The organism is Acinetobacter sp. (genome assembly GCF_049284435.1).
GTDB lineage: Bacteria > Pseudomonadota > Gammaproteobacteria > Pseudomonadales > Moraxellaceae > Acinetobacter.
The window spans coordinates 1-18882 of sequence record NZ_JBAPXX010000061.1 but is presented as its reverse complement, the minus strand read 5'-3'; the positions used below and the strand labels follow the sequence as shown (position 1 = coordinate 18882).

Below are 18882 nucleotides of genomic sequence, written 5' to 3'. Positions count from 1 at the left end.
GCTTAGACCTGTAAAAAGGAGCATACATGTATCAAGTACTTGCGCGAAAATACCGTCCTCGTAATTTTAATGAATTGGTGGGGCAAAACCATGTATCACGTGCTTTAACCAGCGCGCTCGAACGTGGCCGTTTGCATCATGCCTATTTGTTTACGGGAACGCGTGGTGTCGGAAAAACCACGATTGCACGTATTTTGGCGAAGTGCTTGAACTGCGAGACCGGTATTACCTCGACGCCTTGTGAGGTCTGTGCGACCTGTACCGCAGTCAATGAAGGTCGTTTTATTGATTTAATCGAAATTGATGCGGCGTCACGCACCAAGGTGGAAGATACCCGCGAGCTGCTCGACAATGTTCCTTATGCACCGACTCAAGGCCGCTTTAAGGTCTACCTGATCGATGAAGTGCACATGTTGTCCACGCATTCTTTCAATGCCTTGTTAAAGACGTTGGAAGAACCGCCAGAACATGTCAAATTCTTGTTTGCGACCACTGATCCGCAAAAACTACCGATTACCGTAATTTCTCGCTGTCTGCAATTTACTTTGCGTCCATTGGCAGTCGATGAAATTACCGAACATCTGGGCCATATTCTTAGCAAAGAAAGCATTCAGTCTGATCAGGATGCCATCTGGCAGATTGCTGAATCTGCGCAAGGTTCATTACGTGATGCCTTGTCGTTGACCGATCAGGCGATTGCCTATGGTCAGGGAGCGATTCAGCATCAGGATGTTAAAGACATGCTGGGGCTGATTGACCGTACCATTATTTATGATCTGATTCTGGCGATTCACCAGAACCAGAAAGCGCAGGTCAGTCAATTACTGCTGCAGTTCCGCCAGCAGGCTCTGGATGTGTCATTGGTGCTCGATCAGCTGATTTCGACTCTGCATGAACTGGCTTTATTGCAGTACCTACCAGATTTAAGCCTGAAATATAGTGCCGAGATCAATCAAAAGATCATGCAGTTATCGGCTCTAATCTCAGCACAAGACCTGCAACTGTATTATCAGATTGCCTGTAAAGGTCGTGCTGATCTACAGCTTGCAGTTACGCAAGAACAAGGCTTTGAAATGACGGTGCTACGTTTGCTGGCTTTCCGTCCATTACAGCCAAGCGAAATTCCGGTGATGCAGGAGACTGCACCGCAACAGGCAACAACTCATACAACACGCCTACAGCAGTCCGTTCAGACACAACTTCAATCTGAATCAGTAGAAACACAATCATTGGAGGCAGAACCGGTATTTGATGATTTCTCTCTGGACGATGAGTCGGATGAGGAGATTGATGTCGCATCAGCGTCTGAACCTTCTTCGGATGATTTTTTGGATGAGGAAGAGCCAACCAACATCAATGCACCTGAACCTGTCCAGCCTGTAGCAACTCAAACAGTGATTGAAGAGATTCAGTCTGCGGATCAGATTGTTTTTGATCCAAATGATGACAAAGGCTTATTTGGTTTTGATGAAATCGAGAGTACGCCAGAAGCACCTGCTACCAGCAACAGTTCGGATGATTTGCTGCTTGAAGAGTTTATTCCTGCAGATGCTGTCATTCCTAGTGAGCCACCACAAAACAGTATGTCTGCTGATGAGGAATTTAGTCTTGCTGCACCGGAAATAGAGCTTTCACAGGAAACAACCGATCAGCCTGCTCTTAAAAATATAGCTTCGGTTCAGCCAGTCGCACAGACAGCTTTGCCGGAAGACATTTCCCAAGATGTAAATATGCAGAATCTGATGCCACAGGATATTTTGAAGATACCTGAGCAAACCTTAGAAGGCGAGTGGAGCGTAGAAAAATGGGAATACTGGTTCCGTAACAGCCAGCTTTCTCCGGCAGTACAGGAACTGGCACAGTATGGCATCATGACTGGCCAGATGAATGGCGAATCCGTTTTCCATATCCCTGAACAGTACCAGCAGTTGTTGACCCAGTTGCAACATCATCTGGAAGCTGCTTTGCAACAGCAATGGCCGCAAACTAACTTCCAGGTGAAATTTGAAAATGTGGATCAGTTAACGCCATATACCATGCAGCATCAGCGTAAGGAACGTGCCTTTAAACGTGCCGAAGAATTGTTACATGCTGAACCGGCAGTACGCGATCTGCTACAGCAGTTTGACGGTGAACTGCAAAATATCCAACTGAAATAGGCTGGATTTTAAGTCACAACAAATTGAGATAAAGCATCCCGCATTTCAACTGGAATCGGGGTGCTTTTTCGTGTCTCACGATCGACAAATACATGAACAAAATTGCCTTGCGCAGCGGCTGTATCTGAGTTGCGTTTGAAAATAGCCAGATCATAGCTGAGCGATGAATTTCCCATGCTTTCAATAGCCACGCCCACTTCAATAATTTCCGGATAAGACAGTTCCTGATTGAACTGACAGTTGGAGCTGACCACCAGTCCAATCATCGGGGAATATTTAGGATCAAAATCAGCCTCCTGAATGAGCAGGGCATTGGCTGCGGTATCAAAATAACTGTAATAAGTCACATTGTTGACATGGCCGTAAAGATCATTGTCTGCCCATCGGGTTTGAATGGGCAGGAAAAATGTATAGTGTTCGCGCTGTTTGATGGTGGCTTTCATCACTATTAAGTCCTCAACTAGATAAGGCTTAGGTGGAAATTGATCTAGGCATAGATCGCCTGATAAATCTGATAAGCATCTTCCACCTTGAGTTCACGTGGATTATTCTGCAACAGCCGACTTTGTTGCATTGCATCTTCTGCCATGACCTGCAGCATATGTTCCGGAACATTCAACTGATTTAGTTTTAGAGTCAAACCGCTTTGCATCAGATGATTATTAAAATGATCAATAAACAGATCGGTCAGACCATCATGACAACCTTTACTGTAAGGATCCAGCCAGGTCATCAATTCCGCATAGAGCTGTTTAGCGGCTGGCGCATTAAACTTTAATACTTCAGTTAGAACCAGCGCATTGCTATGCCCATGCGACAGATGAAAATGGCCACCCAGTGGATAAGCCAGCGCATGTACGGCGGCGACTGGTGCATTGGCAAAGGCTTGTCCGGCCAGCATGGAACCGACCAGCATATTTTGACGCGCATTTAAATCATGTCCGTCTTGTAGCACACGCTGCAGATTGGCATTCAGTAATCTTAAAGCCTGTTTGGCCAGCATATCCGAATAAGGGTTTTTCTTGTGTTTTGAGGTATAGGCTTCAATGGCATGCACCATGGCATCAATGCCGGTGGCAGCAGTGATTTGTGCCGGAAGATTTTGGGTAAAGGTTGCATCCAGAATGGCAACATCTGCATAGAGAATGGGCGCGACAATGCCGGTCTTGGTGGTTTCACCTGTAGTGACAATCGAAATCGGCGTCACTTCGGAGCCTGTTCCAGCCGTGGTCGGTATCAGAATTAAAGCTAAACGCGGTCCGGTGGCATTATCAACGCCATACAGATCAGACAATGTCTGATGCTGCTCAGGATGCGCCAAAATCGCAATCAGCTTGGCCACATCCATCGAGCTGCCACCACCAAAGCCCAGGACCACATCAATATTTTCCTGTTTTGCAAAGGCCGCGGCTTCAAGTACCACAGTATCAGGTGGGTCAGCCTGAACATCTGAGTAAATCACGTAATCCAGACCCGCAGATTCAAGAATATCAAGTATAGGCTGATGTAACTGCTGCTTGAGCATACCCGGGTCGGTCACCAGCAAAAGACGTTGATAACGGCCATTTTTAAGAATTTTAAATAATTCCTGAATCGTGCCTAGTCCGGCAATGATATTGGGGACGGTTTGAAACTGAAATCGATTCATGGCGTTATCCTTGATTTTTTTATTGCAAATACGAGATTATTCTATGCTGCTGATATAGGATTCATTATATAAATAACTTAACATAAGAATCCTTAAAATAAAGTAGCTCTGAGGTTGTTTATGTCATCCAGAACGCCATACAAGGTGTTATGTGTTTGTTTGGGAAATATTTGCCGCTCTCCCACGGCAGAAGTGGTACTCAGACATTATTGTGATGAACAGCAACTGAACATTGTGGTCGATTCTGCCGGCACCAGTAATTATCATCCGGGCAAAGCACCGGACTTGCGTAGCCAGCAGCACGCGCGAAAACGCGGCTATGATCTGTCAGCGCTTCGTGCACGTCGGCTGGCTACGCATGATTTTATCGATTATGATCTGATTCTGGCGATGGATCTGGAAAACCTATCCAATATCCAGCACATACAGCGTCTGGCAGAAACTCAGTTTGGTCATGTACGTGCACGCGTGGCATTGATGAGTGAATATGATCAGATTTATCCGAAACAGGCCTTACCCGATCCCTATTATGGCGAAGTGGATGGCTTTGAGCAGGTGCTTGATCAGTGTGAGTCCAGCAGCCAGGCCTGGATTGAGATTTTTAAACAGAATTTACACAAGGTTTAAGCAATGCAGATTCAAACCCAGGTTCAACTTAAACCCTTTAATACCTTAAATTTAGAAGCTGTTGCTTCACATTATGCCCAGATTCAGTCCACCGCTGATCTGCTGGCTGCACTGGATTTTGCTGAACAGCAGCAACTCAATGCGCTGATTCTTTCAGGCGGTAGCAATATGCTGTTGCCGGAGCAGATTGATGCGCTGGTTTTGCATATGGATATTCAGGGCATTGAGATACTGGATACTGATGATCACTCGCAGCGCTTACGTGTGGGTGGTGGACAGGGCTGGCATGACTTCGTGCTCTGGACCACGGCACAATGTCTATATGGCTTACAGAATCTGGCTTTAATTCCGGGTCAGGTCGGTGCTTCTCCGGTACAGAATATTGGGGCATATGGCGTTGAGGTCGGAGAATTTATTGATTCTGTTGAGGTGTATGACCGTCAATTGAAACAGTTTGTTTCGATTCAGGCAGCAGATTGCCAGTTTGCCTATCGGCATAGTATTTTTAAAGATGATCCGAACCGTTATGTGATTACCCATGTGATTTTTAGATTACTTAAACAGCCTGATTTGAAACTGAATTATGGTGATCTGAAGACTGCGGTCGGTGATCAGCTCACAGCAGAAAATCTGCAGCAACAGGTCATCCAGATTCGTCAGAGTAAATTGCCTGATCCGCAAGAATTTCCCAACGTGGGCAGCTTCTTTAAAAATCCTGTGGTTGATCAGACAGTCTTTGACCAAATTGCTGTATCTTTCCCGAATTTACCCCATTACCAGCAAGCCAATGCTCAAGTTAAACTGGCAGCGGGCTGGCTGATTGATCAGGCGGGCTGGAAAGGCAAACAGTTGGGACCTGTCGGCATGTTTCATAAACAGGCGCTGGTCTTGGTGAATTATGGTCAAGCTTCTCTCACCGATGTCCGTAAAACGTATCGTGCAGTACAGCAATCGGTTTGGGAAAAATTCAAGCTGATGTTGGAGCCTGAACCTGTATTGTTTGATAAAAATGGCTTAATCCGTTCTCATCAGGAAGAGGAATAACATGAAAAACACCCATTGGATGGTACGTTTGCTACAAATTGTCACTGGACTGTTTGTGCTATGCGGCTGTCTACTGGTGTTGGTTTATACGCCTTTTTACTCAAAAATGATCGTCAAGGGCTTAAACCAGTTTGTCTCCTTAGAGCTAAATGAAGTCGCAGCCCAAAGCCAGAAAATGGCAGCGCTCAGTGAACATGAAAATCTGGAACCTGGCTCTGATTTGTGGATTGCCCGTCAGGCTTATTTAAAGGTCATGGAACAGGATATCCAGCAAAATAACTCGGCCAACCTAATGCTGATTCAGGCACGTTATAAAGCGCTGCAGCAAGTAATTGAAGAATATCAACGCGAGCAGCAAGATCAAAAAGCAGAGCAAAGTCCACCTGCTCAGGTGCCGTTATTATCCTCGCAGGATAGTGCAGAACCAGTCGATCCGACAGCCAATGTCAGGGAGTTACTGGAGTGGGACAGTAGTGAAAACAAGGAACGCATTGAGCAATATATGGAGTTTCTGACGACGCATCCACTGGAACAGGGTGAAGCGAGTTCGGTACAGGAAACCGATGGAGAGAAAATCCAGCAGGACTTGGCTTTACTACAAGAGCAACAGCAGGCTAAACCGGCGAATAGTTCCCAACCTTATGCTATTGTGGTATTGGGTGGTGGCTTAACTCTAGATGAGCAGAGCAAAGAAATTGTCGTCAATAACTATACGCGACTACGTCTGGAAACTACGCTGGCAGTAGAGAAACATTATCAGTTGCCGATTGTTCTGAGTGGGGTCGAAGCGCCGTATATGCAGCGCTGGTTAAAAAATCATGGTGTTGATGCCAAATTACTGGAAGATCGCAGCATGAACACCTGTGAAAATACCCGTTTCAGTTCATTATTATTACAAAAAAAAGGTGGAGCGCCTACAGTGATTCTGATTACTGATCGTTATCATATGCCGCGTACCCGCCGTTTATTTGCTTTAAATGGCATACAAACCATTCCGGTAGAAGCGCCGATGCCAACGCCATTGACACGATGGCGTCCAAGTGCACAAAATTATGATCACAGTCGTCGTGCCAATTATGAAATGTTGGCTACCATGCGCGATATGTGGTTTGGATCCAGTGACTGTCGGGAGGTGCCATAATGTCTGATATCCCATTTTTAAATCCCACCATTCTGAAACAGCTGGATTTACCCATTCCGAGTCGGGATGTTACGCCTCAACTCTTGCCACCTTTAAACCTGAATCGTAGTGATGAACCGCCGATTGATCTGCTGTCCTATCGCAAGCTTTATGGTTTTGATTTGCTGGACTGCAAACACTGGCAGGGCTATGTACGGATGCCATTATTCAGGTTGCATGTACAGGTGTTTGAACCGAATCTGGAAAATACCCGCTTTGACAAGATTCAGGGAACCGCTTTTTTGCTGCATGGTTATCTGGAACATAGCGGTATTTATCAGCCCATTGTCAAAGAGCTTCTGGAGCAGGGTTTTAGTGTGTTGACCTATGATCTGCCTGGACATGGCCTGAGTGATGGTTCACCTGCCAGTATTCAGAATTTTGATCATTATCAGCAGGTTTTGCATGCCGTACATCGTTATGTGCAACATGCCTCACAATTACCTAAACCCTGGGTTGGCATCGGGCAGAGTACCGGCGGTGCGATCTGGATGCACCATTTACTGGAGTTTGCGGAACGTCGTGAAAATCCTTTTGTTGAACGGGTCTTATTGTTATCGCCGTTGATTCGTCCCGCCAAAACTGCTTGGTGGCATAATTCGGTCGGATTGGGTATTATTAGCCGAATCAAACGTGAAGTTCCCCGGCATTTCAGACGCAATAACCATAATCCGGAGTTTTTGCGTTTTATCCGGCTTAAAGATCCATTACAACCGCGGATGATGGGCATGGACTGGATTTTAGCGATGTCACGCTGGATGCTGGAAATGGAAGCGCGTCCGGCTTGTCGTATTCCAGTCTGGCTGGCGCAGGGTGCGCAGGATCAGACCGTGGACTGGCATTATAATATCGAATTTATCCGGCGTAAATTCCGGCTCCAGACTTTACTGATGCTGGAAGAAGGTTCGCATCAATTGATCAATGAACGTGCTGATATTCGTGCTGCACTTACGGGGCTGATTCCAGCTTTTCTGCATGCACATGGTAGCAAAGCTTATTATTGATAGATTGAAAATTGAATATTTAAAAAGGCGTTTATGAAAACGCCTTTTTTAGTTTTATTATTATCGATTTAAAATTTTTCTAATTGGGCCAAATTCCACATCCTGAAGTAGAAGTTCTCCTCATCCTTATTTTCACAGGACAATAATTCGCCTTCTTTCAGCCAGAAATGAATCTGTGCAAAGTTCTTTATTTCGTGATTATTCACGCGTTGTGCCAGATGATGCGCCTTAATTGCTGAAGGGTGTTTGAGACCTGCGGAAGCAATCAGTTCAGACAGGGCATGCAAGGTGTTTTTATGGAAATGAAACACCCGTTCTGCCTTGGTCGGCACATGTAAAGCTTTCTGGCGATCTTTATCCTGGGTCGTGACTCCGACAGGGCACTGGTTGGTATGACAACTTTGTGCCTGAATACAGCCCACTGCAAACATAAAACCACGGGCAGAGTTCACCCAATCCGCACCAATGGCAAGCGTGCTGGCAATATCGAATGCACTAATTATTTTACCACTTGCACCAATTTTGATCTTATCTCTCAATCCTGCACCAACAAGGGTATTGTGTACAAACAGCAAACCTTCTCTTAAAGGAGCGCCAACATAGTCAATTAATTCAATGGGTGCAGCACCGGTTCCACCCTCAGAGCCATCAACGACGATAAAATCTGGGTAAATCTGAGTATGTAACATGGCTTTGACCATGCTCATAAACTGCCAAGGCTGGCCCAGACAAAGCTTAAATCCGACCGGTTTTCCGTTGGAAAGTTCACGTAATTTTTGTATGAAATGCATCATTTCAATCGGTGTGCTAAATGCCGGATGACTCGAAGGTGACACACAATCATGATCACGGCTGATGCCTCGAATTTGGGCAATTTCTTCTGAAATTTTACTTTTAGGTAAAATACCGCCATGGCCAGGTTTTGCGCCTTGCGAAAGCTTGATCTCAATCATTTTTACCTGGGGTAATTTGGCTTGTGCAGCAAAGCGTTCCGGATCAAACTGCCCATCCAAAGTACGGCAGCCAAAATAACCACTGCCAATTTCCCAGACCAGATCGCCGCCATATTCCAGATGGTAGGGACTGATACTGCCTTCGCCTGTATCATGGAAAAAATCACCTTTTTGAGCGCCGAGATTAAGTGCACGTATCGCATTGGCACTCATGCTGCCAAAGCTCATGGCTGAAATATTTAAAATAGAAGCTGAAAAGGGCTGGGTACATTGTTCATTCCCAATCAGGATGCGAAAGGTGTTTGGGTCGGCAACTTTACAGGGTGTAATGGAATGACTAACAAAGCGGTAATTATCTTCATAGACATTCAGAATCGAGCCGAAAGGTTTATCTGAATTTTCATTTTTCGCCCGCTGATACGCCAGACTGCGCTGCATACGGGAAAAGGGCAGTGCATCGCGGTCGGCTTCAATAAAATACTGACGAATCTCGGGACGGAATTCCTCAAAGATAAAGCGGAAATGTCCCATGATGGGATAGTTTTTTAAAATAGAATGCTTATTTTGCAGTACATCATACAAACCCAGCAAACTCAGCAGAATGCTCAGGATCCACAGGGTATTCACCAACGTTTGCGGCATAAAATAATAGATATAACGCGGCGAATAACCGATATGGAATGTGGTAAAAATCAATGCAATCAGAATGCAGGCAAACCAGACCGAATGGCGGGAAAAGAAAGTATTGAGCAGCTTGTGACGTACTAATTGAGCAGGGTTAGCCATTGTAAAATTAAGTCCCTATTTCTACTTCTATAGGGCTTTATGATGTGCAGAGCCAGGTGCCTTATACAAGCAGAGAATTGTTATTCGATTTTATAAACTTGCCGAAAATACTATTAAGCCAGGCAATAAATCAGCAGCGATTACAGATAAATTTTGCGGAAAAAGTCCTATAGAAAAATTCTGCAAAAGACATACATTCTATTTATTTCACAAATAAGGCAGATGACTTTATAGTCGGTTTATTCACTACATAGGAGTCTTAAACCATGACCAAAAAATCCATTCGCTTTAATAATGCTGAGCTGGCTTGCTCATGTCTCAGTCATTTTTAAATATTGATGTTTCATCCAACCTGCATTTCGGGGTGTTAAAGAAAAGTAGCTTGGCACAGCGGCAGATCACCACAACAAGAACAAAAATATAAGCATAACTCTCCAGTCCCCAATTTGGGGATTTTTTATTCTGGAATACCTAAAAGAATCTGGATGAAGACTGTGTGATTAAGGATTTTCCTCATCCAGTTGATCGACTGCATTGGCTACAATACTCGGTTCAATATGTTTAATCTTTTTACCAAAGCTACGTAGCCACCAGACCAGTTGGGAGGTAAATGGCACGGTAGCAGTGATCAGCGACATGCCATCTTCGATTTTTTCAATTTTCTGATCTTTGCTGAGCTGGCTTTCCTCAAAATAATGCGCATCCGATTCTGACATGCTGAGTTTTAGCGTGACATTTTCGGTAGGATGGTTGAAGTCCACCCGGAAGCCCAGCGCACCAGAATCAATATACTCATCAATATCGAAATTGACCGGATGCAAGGCGCGTGAATTCAGCACGACGGCCGATTTAAAGCGGTGCAAGGCAAAGGTCTGGATATCCGATTTGTCATGACGGGTACACACCAGATAAATGATCGACCCTTTTTGTACCAATGCCAGAGGATTGAGAATATAGGTTTTTTCTTCGCTGTTATGACCACGGCCCTGATAGACACATTCCAGTTGTTTGTCCTGTAACAGGCCTTCGTACACCGCTTGCTGCGCGGCCTTATCTACCACAGGTGGAATCAGGGGTTGTGTGGCCGGAACAATGCGCACACGGTTAATCCACTGCCGGACATTGTTCTGGGAGGAAAGGCTGCGTCGTGCCAGATCAAACCAGGGATTCATTTCTTCGATCAAGCTCGGTGGCAGCAGGTGTTTTAAATGTTCTTCGACCATCATGAAAGTGACCGCTTGCGAGCTGGTCATATGCGGCAAACTTTGCAGCGGCGCATCTGAACGCCAACGCCAGCCTTGCGGCGTGGTTTTACTGCTTTCAATTGGAAAGCGTTGCGCAATCTGATTCAGGTCGCGTTGAATGGTGCGCAGACTGATATCAATGCCTTCGCGATTGAGAATTTCCTGTAATTCACGTGTCCCCATCCATTTGCCGGTAGAAAGACGCGACAAGATTTGCCATTGGCGATACAGACTGTTTGAAGTTTCTTTTTCTTGTGCTGACATAATTTATTTTGCTGGCAATAAGGAAGAGGGAATCTAGGCTTAGCTTAACACAATAAAAAAACTCTAATTTTTTCGCAAGTCCCTCTGTGCAACATTTGTCCTACAATTCTAAAACAACTTGGTCGAAAATGGCATTGAGTTCATTGGGCATTTATTAGATTAATGGTAATTGAAATACAGATGTCATGGCATGGATATTGCTTTGATTTAATTATAATAGATGATAATACGAGGGTTTGTATGCTTAAAGCAAATCAGGATACAAATGTGATTGAAACAATTGATAAATTTAGTTCCCATAATATTGGAAAAAATTTTATAGATATTAAAACTACAGCGGTATCTACTACAACGAATCCACAACTTTTACTGCAGCAGTTATCTTCAAAGTTCTTTAATGAAATGCAGGATGAACATGTGCTGTCCAGTCAGGCAGGTCAAAGGCTGGAAGAGTGGTTATCTCAACATACGCTGGATGAACTCAATGCACTGAATCAGGTAGCAAAAGAACATTTTTTACATCACGGTATTACCTTTACCGTTTATGGCGATGAAGAAGGCGTAGAGCGCACTATTCCCTACGATATCATTCCGCGAGTCATAGACCGGAAACAGTGGAATATGGTGGCTTTAGGCTCGGCACAACGGGTACGGGCGCTAAATTTATTCTTACATGATATTTATCATCAACAGGACATTTTAAAAGCTAATATTATTCCTGAATTGCAGATTTTGACTCATGAGGCCTATCAGCCGCATATGTATCAACATAGCTTGAAAGGCGGGATTTATAGCCAGATTAGCGGGATCGATGTAATCCGTGATTCCAAGGGCGAGTTTTACGTTCTGGAAGATAATCTCAGAACGCCGTCAGGTGTGTCTTATATGCTGGAATGCCGCAAGATCAGTGAAAAACTGATGCCGAAAGTATTCGAGCAGTCCAAGATTGCCGGAATCGAGCAGTATCCACAATTATTAAAAGAAATCCTGATCGAAAATGCCTACGTTGATAAGCCATTTGTCGTGGTGCTGACGCCAGGACGTTTTAATAGCGCTTACTATGAACATGCCTTCCTTGCAAGGGAGATGGATGTGCCATTGGTAACATCACGTGACCTTTTTGTTGATGACTCGAAGGTTTATGTAAAAACCATACGTGGTCGCCAACGAGTCGATGTTATTTATAGACGGGTCGATGATGCGTTTCTTGATCCCTTATGCTTTAAACCGGATAGCACTTTGGGTGTCGCTGGCTTGATGTCGGCTTATTTGCAAAATAATGTCGTGATTGCCAATGCGCCGGGAACCGGTGTGGCAGATGATAAATCGGTTTATCCATATGTCGACAAAATGATTCGTTTTTATTTGGGCGAGCAGCCAATTCTAAAAAATGTTCCGACTTATCAATGTCGTAATTCGGAAGAATTAGACTATGTCGTGGCTCATCTGGATCAGCTGGTGGTGAAAGAAGCGCAGGGTTCGGGCGGTTATGGCATGCTCATTGGACCACAAGCGTCTAAACAGCAAATTGAAACTTTCAGGGAGAAAATTTTAGCTGCGCCGCATTTATATATTGCGCAGCCAACTTTGGACTTATCGGTTAGTCCGACTTTGACCAATTTTGGTATTGCTGAACGTCATATCGACTTACGCCCATTTGTATTAAGTTCGCCTTATCGTACTGAAATCGTACAGGGTGGCTTGACACGTGTGGCGATGCAGCCCGGCTCACTGGTGGTGAATTCATCACAGGGTGGCGGTATCAAAGATACCTGGGTAGTCGACAATTTACATTCATAAGATTCCAAAGAAGGAAAATGTCATGGTTTTGCTGAATAGCAATGCACAACATATTTTTTGGTTAGGGCGTTATTTATCTCGCACTCATTTTTTATGTGCGCGCTTTCCATTTTTAGAAGACGAAGCGGCGGTGGCGTATGCCCATGCTTTCTGTTTACCTGCCTTTGATGCCAGTTCCTTAAATGAGCTGGTACTGGATCCTACACAAGCAGCATCCTTTAGCCAGCAGTTTAAAGTGGCCAAAGACAATATTCAGGAATTACGCGGGGTGCTTTCTGCTTCAGGCTATGCAGAACTGATGAAACTTATCAAAACCGCAGACAAAAATGCTGGTTATATCTGTGAAGTGGTGACGGAATGTGAAGATATTCTGGAAGCCGAATCTTCCGATATCTTTCTGTTTTTCAGTTTAGGGCAATGTGTAGAACAGCTTGATCACCAGTTACGCCTGGGTGAAGAAACCAGTACCACATTGTGCAAGATTGATTATGTGGTCAGAATTCTCGTGGAAATGGGCTGGGATGATCTGGAACAGTACTGGGAACAGTTGCGTACAGAGCCGAACCGGATTCAGTTCTATCAGTTTAGCGACCATATCCATCAAATGTTTGAGGCAGATGTATGAAATTGATGGTGAATCACCAAACGCACTATATGTACACGGCCGAGGTGAGGAACAGTATTCAGTACATCAAAATGATGCCTTCGAGCAATGCGCATCAGCGGGTGCATTCCTGGGATATAAGTGTGCCGGGTAATAAAGAAATCCGGAAAGATGCATTTCATAATCTGTGGATGACCTGTAGCCAGCGGGAGCCTTATTATTCCCTGACTATCATGGCACAAGGAATAGTCGAGCTGAATCCTGCGCATCAGAGTGGACTGAATGATTCAATCAATCCTAATCTTTTTCTACAGCCGACCGAATCGACACAATGTAATGCAGCAATGAAAGATTTTGCACAACGTCATGTTCCTGCATTAACTCGTCAACATTTGATTGGGCTGGCGCAGGCATTGCTGGAGCATGTACCTTATATTTCCAACAGTACTTCAGTGCAAGGCTCTGCAATAGATGCCTTTGAGTCCAGACAGGGTGTCTGTCAGGACCATAGTCATATTTTCATTGCCATGTGTAAATATCTGGGCTTACCTGCCCGCTATGTTTCTGGTTATTTATATGCACAAAATGCTTCGCATCTGGCCAGTCACGCTTGGGCAGAGGTGTTTGTAGACCAGACATGGTATTGTTTTGATGTCAGTAATCTGTTGTTTACTCCAAGTTCGCATGTTTATGTGGCGATTGGACGGGATTATTGGGATGTGGCACCGGTACGCGGTGTCAGAGAAAAGGGCGGTATGGAATCCATGCATTCCATCGTTCAAGTGCTAGGATGTTAATAAGGACGAATGAATGACGTATTGTTGTGCACTACGTTTAGAGCAAGGTATGCTTTTTATCAGTGATACCCGGACCAATGCCGGAGTAGATCACATTTCTGTATTTCGAAAGTTGTACACCTTTGGTATTCCTGGAGAACGTATGATCGTCATACAGGCATCCGGAAATCTGGCAACAACACAAGCCGTGATTGGGCATATCAAAAATCAGCTCGAACTGAAACAGGAACCCAATATCTTAAGTCTGCACACCATGTTTGATGTCGCTGAGCTGGTTGGAAGTATGCTGAAAAAAGTAATTGCCAATGTTACCAGTGATATTTCGGAACAAAGTAATTATTATTGCAATCTGCTGGTGGGGGGGCAACTTAAAGATCAGGACATGCAGCTTTATCATGTTTATCCGCAAGGGAACTTTATCTGTGCCACACACGATACGCCATATTTCCAGATTGGCGAAAGTAAATATGGAAAACCGATCCTGGATCGTGCGCTGACTTATGATATGCCGCTGGATGAGGCCTTGCGCTGTTCCCTGATTTCATTTGCATCGACCCTACGTTCCAATGTGTCGGTCGGCATGCCACTCGATGTGCTGGTCTATAAAAAAGACAGTCTGATCATGCCCAGAGGTAAGCGTATTGCCGAAGATGATGAATATTTCACGTCAATCAGCCGGCAATGGTCAGAAACCTTGAAAAAAGGGCTAGCAGAACTTCCAGTTCCATCGAATGAGTATTTCCTGTAAAGAGTATCTTGATGTGGCTTTTTCGCGTACAGTGTTAACTTCTATGCAGTTAAGCATAATAAAAATAGAGAATTTAGCGCATGTACCAATTTTGTTATGCTAGTAAAAGTGCCTCTCCCAAAACTGACTTACTCGAAGATTTGGCGAATATCCTGAAAGAAGCTCGTGATTTTAATTACCGGCATCAAGTTACAGGTGTACTGTATTTTGCTGATGGTCATTTTTTTCAATGTCTGGAAGGTGAGTGCCCCACTTTAAAAAGTCTGCTGGTGGAGCGACTGAATAAAGATTCTCGCCATCAGGATATTAGACTATTTGAGACCAAGATAATTGAATATCCGAGTTTTCCGGACTGGTCCATGAAATATATTTCCAAACGCAGTCAGATCCAGCAATTCTGTCAGGATATGGGATTTAATGACTTTAATCCTTTTGCCTTTCAGCAAAGCCATGTCGATGCCTTATTAATGCAATTATGCATAGAGCAGGGCGAAGAACAAAAGTCAGCCTAAAGAAAAAGCCCAACATAGGTTGGGCTTTTTTTACTTTGAGGACTAGATCAGACTACTTGGCGTAGTGGACGATTGCTGAGCCTGCATAATAGTTCATAACCAATCGTGCCATTCGCTTCTGCCACATCGTCAACCAGACGGGTTTTACCCCAAAGTTCGACTTCTGTGCCTAATTGCACATCTAGTCCTGTCACATCGATGGCAATCATATCCATGGCAACCCGGCCAATCACAGGAACGAGTTCACTATTAATCGCTACATAGTTCTGTTTCGGGAAAGCGCGAGGATAACCATCACCATAGCCAATTGAAACAATGGCCAAAGTCATGTCTTGATCTGCGGTGAACGTCGAACCATAACCGACCTGTTTACCGGCTTGAATATCATTCAAGGCAATCACTTCAGCGGTAAAGGTCATCACCGGTTTTAACTCCAGATCATGCACATCACGCTCTGCAAATGGAGTCGCGCCGTAGAGCATAATCCCGGGACGGACATAGTCAAAATGCAGCTCAGGATATTTATAAATGGCTGCCGAGTTACAGCAAGAGGCTAAAATTGGGGCGCAGTCATTTTTAATTTCTAAGAATTGACGGATTTGTTCATCATTTAGCGGGTGGTCGGCATCAGCATTGGCAAAATGCATGGCTAAAACACAAGTAAAGCCTTCAGCCTTCAGCTGATTGATCACATCTTTAATGATATCAATCTTAAAGCCCAGACGGTTCATGCCGCTGTTCAGTTTGACCCAAACTTTTAGACCTTTAGCGATATAGGTTTCTTTATGAGCCAGTAACCAGTCGAGTTGGGCCTGATGATGTACCACAACTTCAATATTCTGATCGATTACAAGCTGCATTTCATCGGCTGAAAAAATACCTTCGATAAGCGTGATCGGCTGTAGATAGCCCAATTCACGAATTTCCAAGGCTTCTTGCAGACAGGCGACACCAAAGGCATCGGTTTCGCTTAAGGCTGCTAAGCAGTCTTTAACTCCGTGTCCATAAGCATTGGCTTTCACCATGCTGATGATTTTCGCGGTTGGGGCAAGTTGTTTGACACGGTTTAAATTATATTGCAGCGCAGCGCTGTCAATATAAACTGTAGCTTGACGCACCCTAAATTACTCCTAGAAGGACAATGGAAATGTGATGACGAGAGAGCCTGATTACTCTTCGTCATCATACTGAGCATAGAACTCAGGCGAGAGATTACTAAAGCGGGTATATTGACCTTCGAATGCCAGACGCACGGTACCAATCGGGCCGTTACGCTGTTTACCGATAATAATTTCGGCAGTGCCAGCTTCTTTAGATTCCTTGTTATAAACCTCATCACGGTAAATAAACATGATCAAGTCGGCATCCTGCTCGATCGCACCAGATTCACGCAAGTCGGACATCACCGGACGTTTGTTTGGACGGTTCTCTAGCGATCGGTTGAGCTGTGATAGGGCAATTACCGGACACTGCATTTCCTTCGCTAAAGCTTTTAAGCTTCGGGAAATTTCCGAGATCTCGCCAACACGGTTATCGCCCATACCAGGTACTTTCATCAGCTGCAAGTAATCGACCATGATACAACCCAGCTTGCCGCCATGCATTTTGGCAATACGACGGGCACGCGCACGTAATTCTGTCGGTGGCAGCGCAGAAGAGTCATCGATATACAGATTTTTTTCTTGTAAATGCACAATGGTACTGGTGACTTTTGACCATTCATCACTATCCATTTTACCAGAACGTAAATGTCCCTGATGCACACGACCAAATGATGAAATCAAACGCATAGCGATCGAGTCGGCTGGCATCTCCATTGAATAGACCAGCGCCGGCAGGTTGTTATTAAATAAAACACTTTCAACCAGGTTCATGGCAAAAGTGGTTTTACCCATGGATGGACGCGCCGCGACAATAATCAGGTCACCGGATTGCATGCCGGAGGTTTTGTTATCCAGTTCCACGAACCCTGTGGTTAAACCGGTAATGCTGCCTTCCATTTGCGACAGTTCATTTAATTTGTCAAATACGTCTGCGACCACCGAGTTGATCGGCTTGGGTCCTTGCGCCTTGGCATTATTATTATGTTGTTCGGCAATCGAGAAAATATTGGTTTCGGCCAGATCCAGAATTTCACTGACGGTACGGCCTTTGGTGTCATAGGCATTTTGTAAAATTTCAGAGCTGACTTTAATCATGCTACGCAGGGTAGAGAATTCTTTAATTTTGCCTGCGTAGGTTTCCAGGTTATAGAAACTCGATGGCGAATCTGCCATCAGCTGCATCATATACTCTTCGCCACCAATTGCATCGAGTAAATTCTGTTTGATTAGCCAGTCATGTACCAGAACCGCATCATAAGGCGAGTTTTCTTTAGAGAGCTGCTCAATGGCGCGGAAGATATATTTATGTCGGGTGGCATAGAAATCATTTTCGGTCAGCACATCACCGACCTGCTCAAAAGATTCAGCCACAGTCATAAGGGCAGCAAGTACAGCCTGTTCAATTGCTAAATTGTGTGGCGGAGTACGGAACTCCTTGAGATTGCTATTTTCAGTAACAATTTCTGGTTTAGCAGTAGCTACCTTTTTGCTGGCATTCGCCTGTGACATATAAATCCCTGATTTTAAATACAATGGTTAAATATCGTCGGAGATGAATAGCGTTTATTCACTACGAGATGAAATGATACGCGCTCTGATCAAAAATGCGAAGTGCAATTTTTTGTAAACACGAATAATAAAATGAATCTGATAGTGTTGGCTAGATTATATTTTTTAGAGATAAAAAAAGAGCATGCTTTCGCATGCTCTTTTTGAGGCGAGAAATTACTCAGCTACGATAGTAACTAGAACTTCTGCAGTAACATCATGGTGCAATTGGATTGCGATGTTAAATTCGCCAGTGTGACGAAGCGCACCATTTGGAAGACGTACTTCAGCACGGTCTACTTCTAGACCAGCATTTGTCAACGCGTCAGCGATGTCACGAGTACCGATAGAACCGAATAGTTTACCTTCGTCACCAGCTTTCGCAGTGATCACGATGTTCACTTCGTTCAATTGGTCAGCACGTGCTTGAGCAGCAGCTAAAACATCAGCTTCAGCTTTCTCAAGTTCAGCACGACGAGCTTCAAAAGCAGCAGTGTTTGATTCTGTTGCAGCAACTGCCATACCTTGAGGGATAAGGAAGTTACGGCCGTAACCAGCTTTAACTGAAACTTTATCGCCTAGTTTACCTAGGTTTTTAATGCGTTGTAATAAGATAATATCCACAGCTCAACCTCACTTATGATTGTCAGTGTAAGGGATCAAAGACAAGTAGCGAGCTTGTTTGATAGCTAACGCTAATTGACGTTGGTAACGAGCTTTAGTACCTGTAATACGGCTAGGAACAATCTTGCCGTTTTCAGTGATGTACTGTTTTAAAGTATCGATATCTTTGTAGTCGATGTACGCAACTTTCTCAGCTGTAAAGCGGCAGAACTTGCGACGACGGTAAAAACGTGCCAT

At 44.4% G+C, this 18882-nt stretch carries 18 protein-coding genes; 10 read left to right on the top strand and 8 right to left on the bottom strand.

Going from position 1 to position 18882, the window contains the following annotated elements:
* Window positions 1-26 precede the first annotated feature (26 nt).
* Entirely contained in the window at window positions 27-2159 is a 2133-nt protein-coding gene (gene dnaX / locus WAK81_RS05270) for a DNA polymerase III subunit gamma/tau (protein ID WP_422195980.1), read from the top strand.
* 8 nt (window positions 2160-2167) lie between these two features.
* Here dnaX and WAK81_RS05265 read toward each other — a convergent pair whose 3' ends face one another.
* Together WAK81_RS05265 and WAK81_RS05260 are read right to left on the bottom strand one after the other, a co-directional pair.
* Window positions 2168-2602 (bottom strand): acyl-CoA thioesterase, encoded by a 435-nt coding sequence (locus tag WAK81_RS05265; protein WP_071852101.1) that lies wholly within the window; start codon window positions 2600-2602, stop codon window positions 2168-2170.
* A gap of 44 nt (window positions 2603-2646) precedes the next feature.
* Complete coding sequence (locus tag WAK81_RS05260; protein ID WP_422195979.1) at window positions 2647-3807, bottom strand: iron-containing alcohol dehydrogenase; 1161 nt, start codon at window positions 3805-3807, stop codon at window positions 2647-2649.
* Window positions 3808-3927: 120 nt separating this feature from the next.
* On the opposite strand from WAK81_RS05260, the gene WAK81_RS05255 reads away from it, so the two are divergent.
* From WAK81_RS05255 to WAK81_RS05240, 4 genes are read left to right on the top strand one after another with little or no spacing between them, the layout of a single operon-like run.
* Window positions 3928-4434, top strand: a complete 507-nt coding sequence (locus WAK81_RS05255; protein ID WP_422195978.1) for a low molecular weight protein-tyrosine-phosphatase — start codon at window positions 3928-3930, stop codon at window positions 4432-4434.
* Between the two features lie 3 nt (window positions 4435-4437).
* Window positions 4438-5478 (top strand): UDP-N-acetylmuramate dehydrogenase, encoded by a 1041-nt coding sequence (murB, locus tag WAK81_RS05250; RefSeq protein WP_422195977.1) that lies wholly within the window; start codon window positions 4438-4440, stop codon window positions 5476-5478.
* Between the two features lies 1 nt (window position 5479).
* Window positions 5480-6619: a YdcF family protein gene (locus WAK81_RS05245; RefSeq protein WP_422195976.1), complete on the top strand. Its 1140-nt coding sequence runs from the start codon at window positions 5480-5482 to the stop codon at window positions 6617-6619.
* Window positions 6619-7662 (top strand): alpha/beta hydrolase, encoded by a 1044-nt coding sequence (locus WAK81_RS05240; RefSeq protein ID WP_422195975.1) that lies wholly within the window; start codon window positions 6619-6621, stop codon window positions 7660-7662. Before WAK81_RS05245 ends, WAK81_RS05240 begins: the two co-directional genes overlap by 1 nt.
* A 68-nt stretch (window positions 7663-7730) precedes the next feature.
* Here the strand turns inward: WAK81_RS05240 and WAK81_RS05235 are convergent, their stop codons facing one another.
* Together WAK81_RS05235 and WAK81_RS05230 are read right to left on the bottom strand one after the other, a co-directional pair.
* Window positions 7731-9401, bottom strand: a complete 1671-nt coding sequence (locus WAK81_RS05235) for a glutamate synthase-related protein (RefSeq protein ID WP_422195974.1) — start codon at window positions 9399-9401, stop codon at window positions 7731-7733.
* Window positions 9402-9901: 500 nt separating this feature from the next.
* A complete protein-coding gene (locus tag WAK81_RS05230; RefSeq protein ID WP_422195973.1) occupies window positions 9902-10909 on the bottom strand; it encodes a helix-turn-helix transcriptional regulator in 1008 nt (335 codons plus the stop codon).
* 240 nt (window positions 10910-11149) lie between these two features.
* Between WAK81_RS05230 and WAK81_RS05225 the strand changes: the two genes are divergently transcribed.
* The 5 genes from WAK81_RS05225 to WAK81_RS05205 all read left to right on the top strand — a co-directional run bounded on the left by WAK81_RS05225 (window position 11150) and on the right by WAK81_RS05205 (window position 15370).
* A complete protein-coding gene (locus tag WAK81_RS05225; protein ID WP_422195972.1) occupies window positions 11150-12709 on the top strand; it encodes a circularly permuted type 2 ATP-grasp protein in 1560 nt (519 codons plus the stop codon).
* Window positions 12710-12731: 22 nt separating this feature from the next.
* Window positions 12732-13334 carry an alpha-E domain-containing protein gene (locus WAK81_RS05220; RefSeq protein ID WP_422195971.1) on the top strand — a complete coding sequence of 201 codons (603 nt, stop codon included), beginning with the start codon at window positions 12732-12734 and terminating at the stop codon, window positions 13332-13334.
* Window positions 13331-14110, top strand: coding sequence for a transglutaminase family protein (locus tag WAK81_RS05215; RefSeq protein WP_422195970.1), 780 nt, complete (start codon window positions 13331-13333; stop codon window positions 14108-14110). Before WAK81_RS05220 ends, WAK81_RS05215 begins: the two co-directional genes overlap by 4 nt.
* Window positions 14111-14123: 13 nt before the next feature.
* Window positions 14124-14858 carry a peptidase gene (locus tag WAK81_RS05210; RefSeq protein ID WP_422195969.1) on the top strand — a complete coding sequence of 245 codons (735 nt, stop codon included), beginning with the start codon at window positions 14124-14126 and terminating at the stop codon, window positions 14856-14858.
* Between the two features lie 80 nt (window positions 14859-14938).
* Window positions 14939-15370 carry a BLUF domain-containing protein gene (locus WAK81_RS05205; protein ID WP_422195968.1) on the top strand — a complete coding sequence of 144 codons (432 nt, stop codon included), beginning with the start codon at window positions 14939-14941 and terminating at the stop codon, window positions 15368-15370.
* Window positions 15371-15417: 47 nt separating this feature from the next.
* On the opposite strand, the gene alr is transcribed toward WAK81_RS05205, so the two are convergent.
* From alr to rpsR, 4 genes are all read right to left on the bottom strand, one after another.
* Complete coding sequence (gene alr / locus WAK81_RS05200; RefSeq protein WP_422195967.1) at window positions 15418-16488, bottom strand: alanine racemase; 1071 nt, start codon at window positions 16486-16488, stop codon at window positions 15418-15420.
* 51 nt (window positions 16489-16539) lie between these two features.
* Window positions 16540-17982: a replicative DNA helicase gene (dnaB, locus tag WAK81_RS05195; protein WP_422195966.1), complete on the bottom strand. Its 1443-nt coding sequence runs from the start codon at window positions 17980-17982 to the stop codon at window positions 16540-16542.
* Between the two features lie 216 nt (window positions 17983-18198).
* Window positions 18199-18645 carry a 50S ribosomal protein L9 gene (rplI, locus tag WAK81_RS05190; RefSeq protein WP_004645413.1) on the bottom strand — a complete coding sequence of 149 codons (447 nt, stop codon included), beginning with the start codon at window positions 18643-18645 and terminating at the stop codon, window positions 18199-18201.
* A gap of 9 nt (window positions 18646-18654) precedes the next feature.
* Window positions 18655-18882 (bottom strand): 30S ribosomal protein S18, encoded by a 228-nt coding sequence (rpsR, locus tag WAK81_RS05185; protein WP_004648825.1) that lies wholly within the window; start codon window positions 18880-18882, stop codon window positions 18655-18657.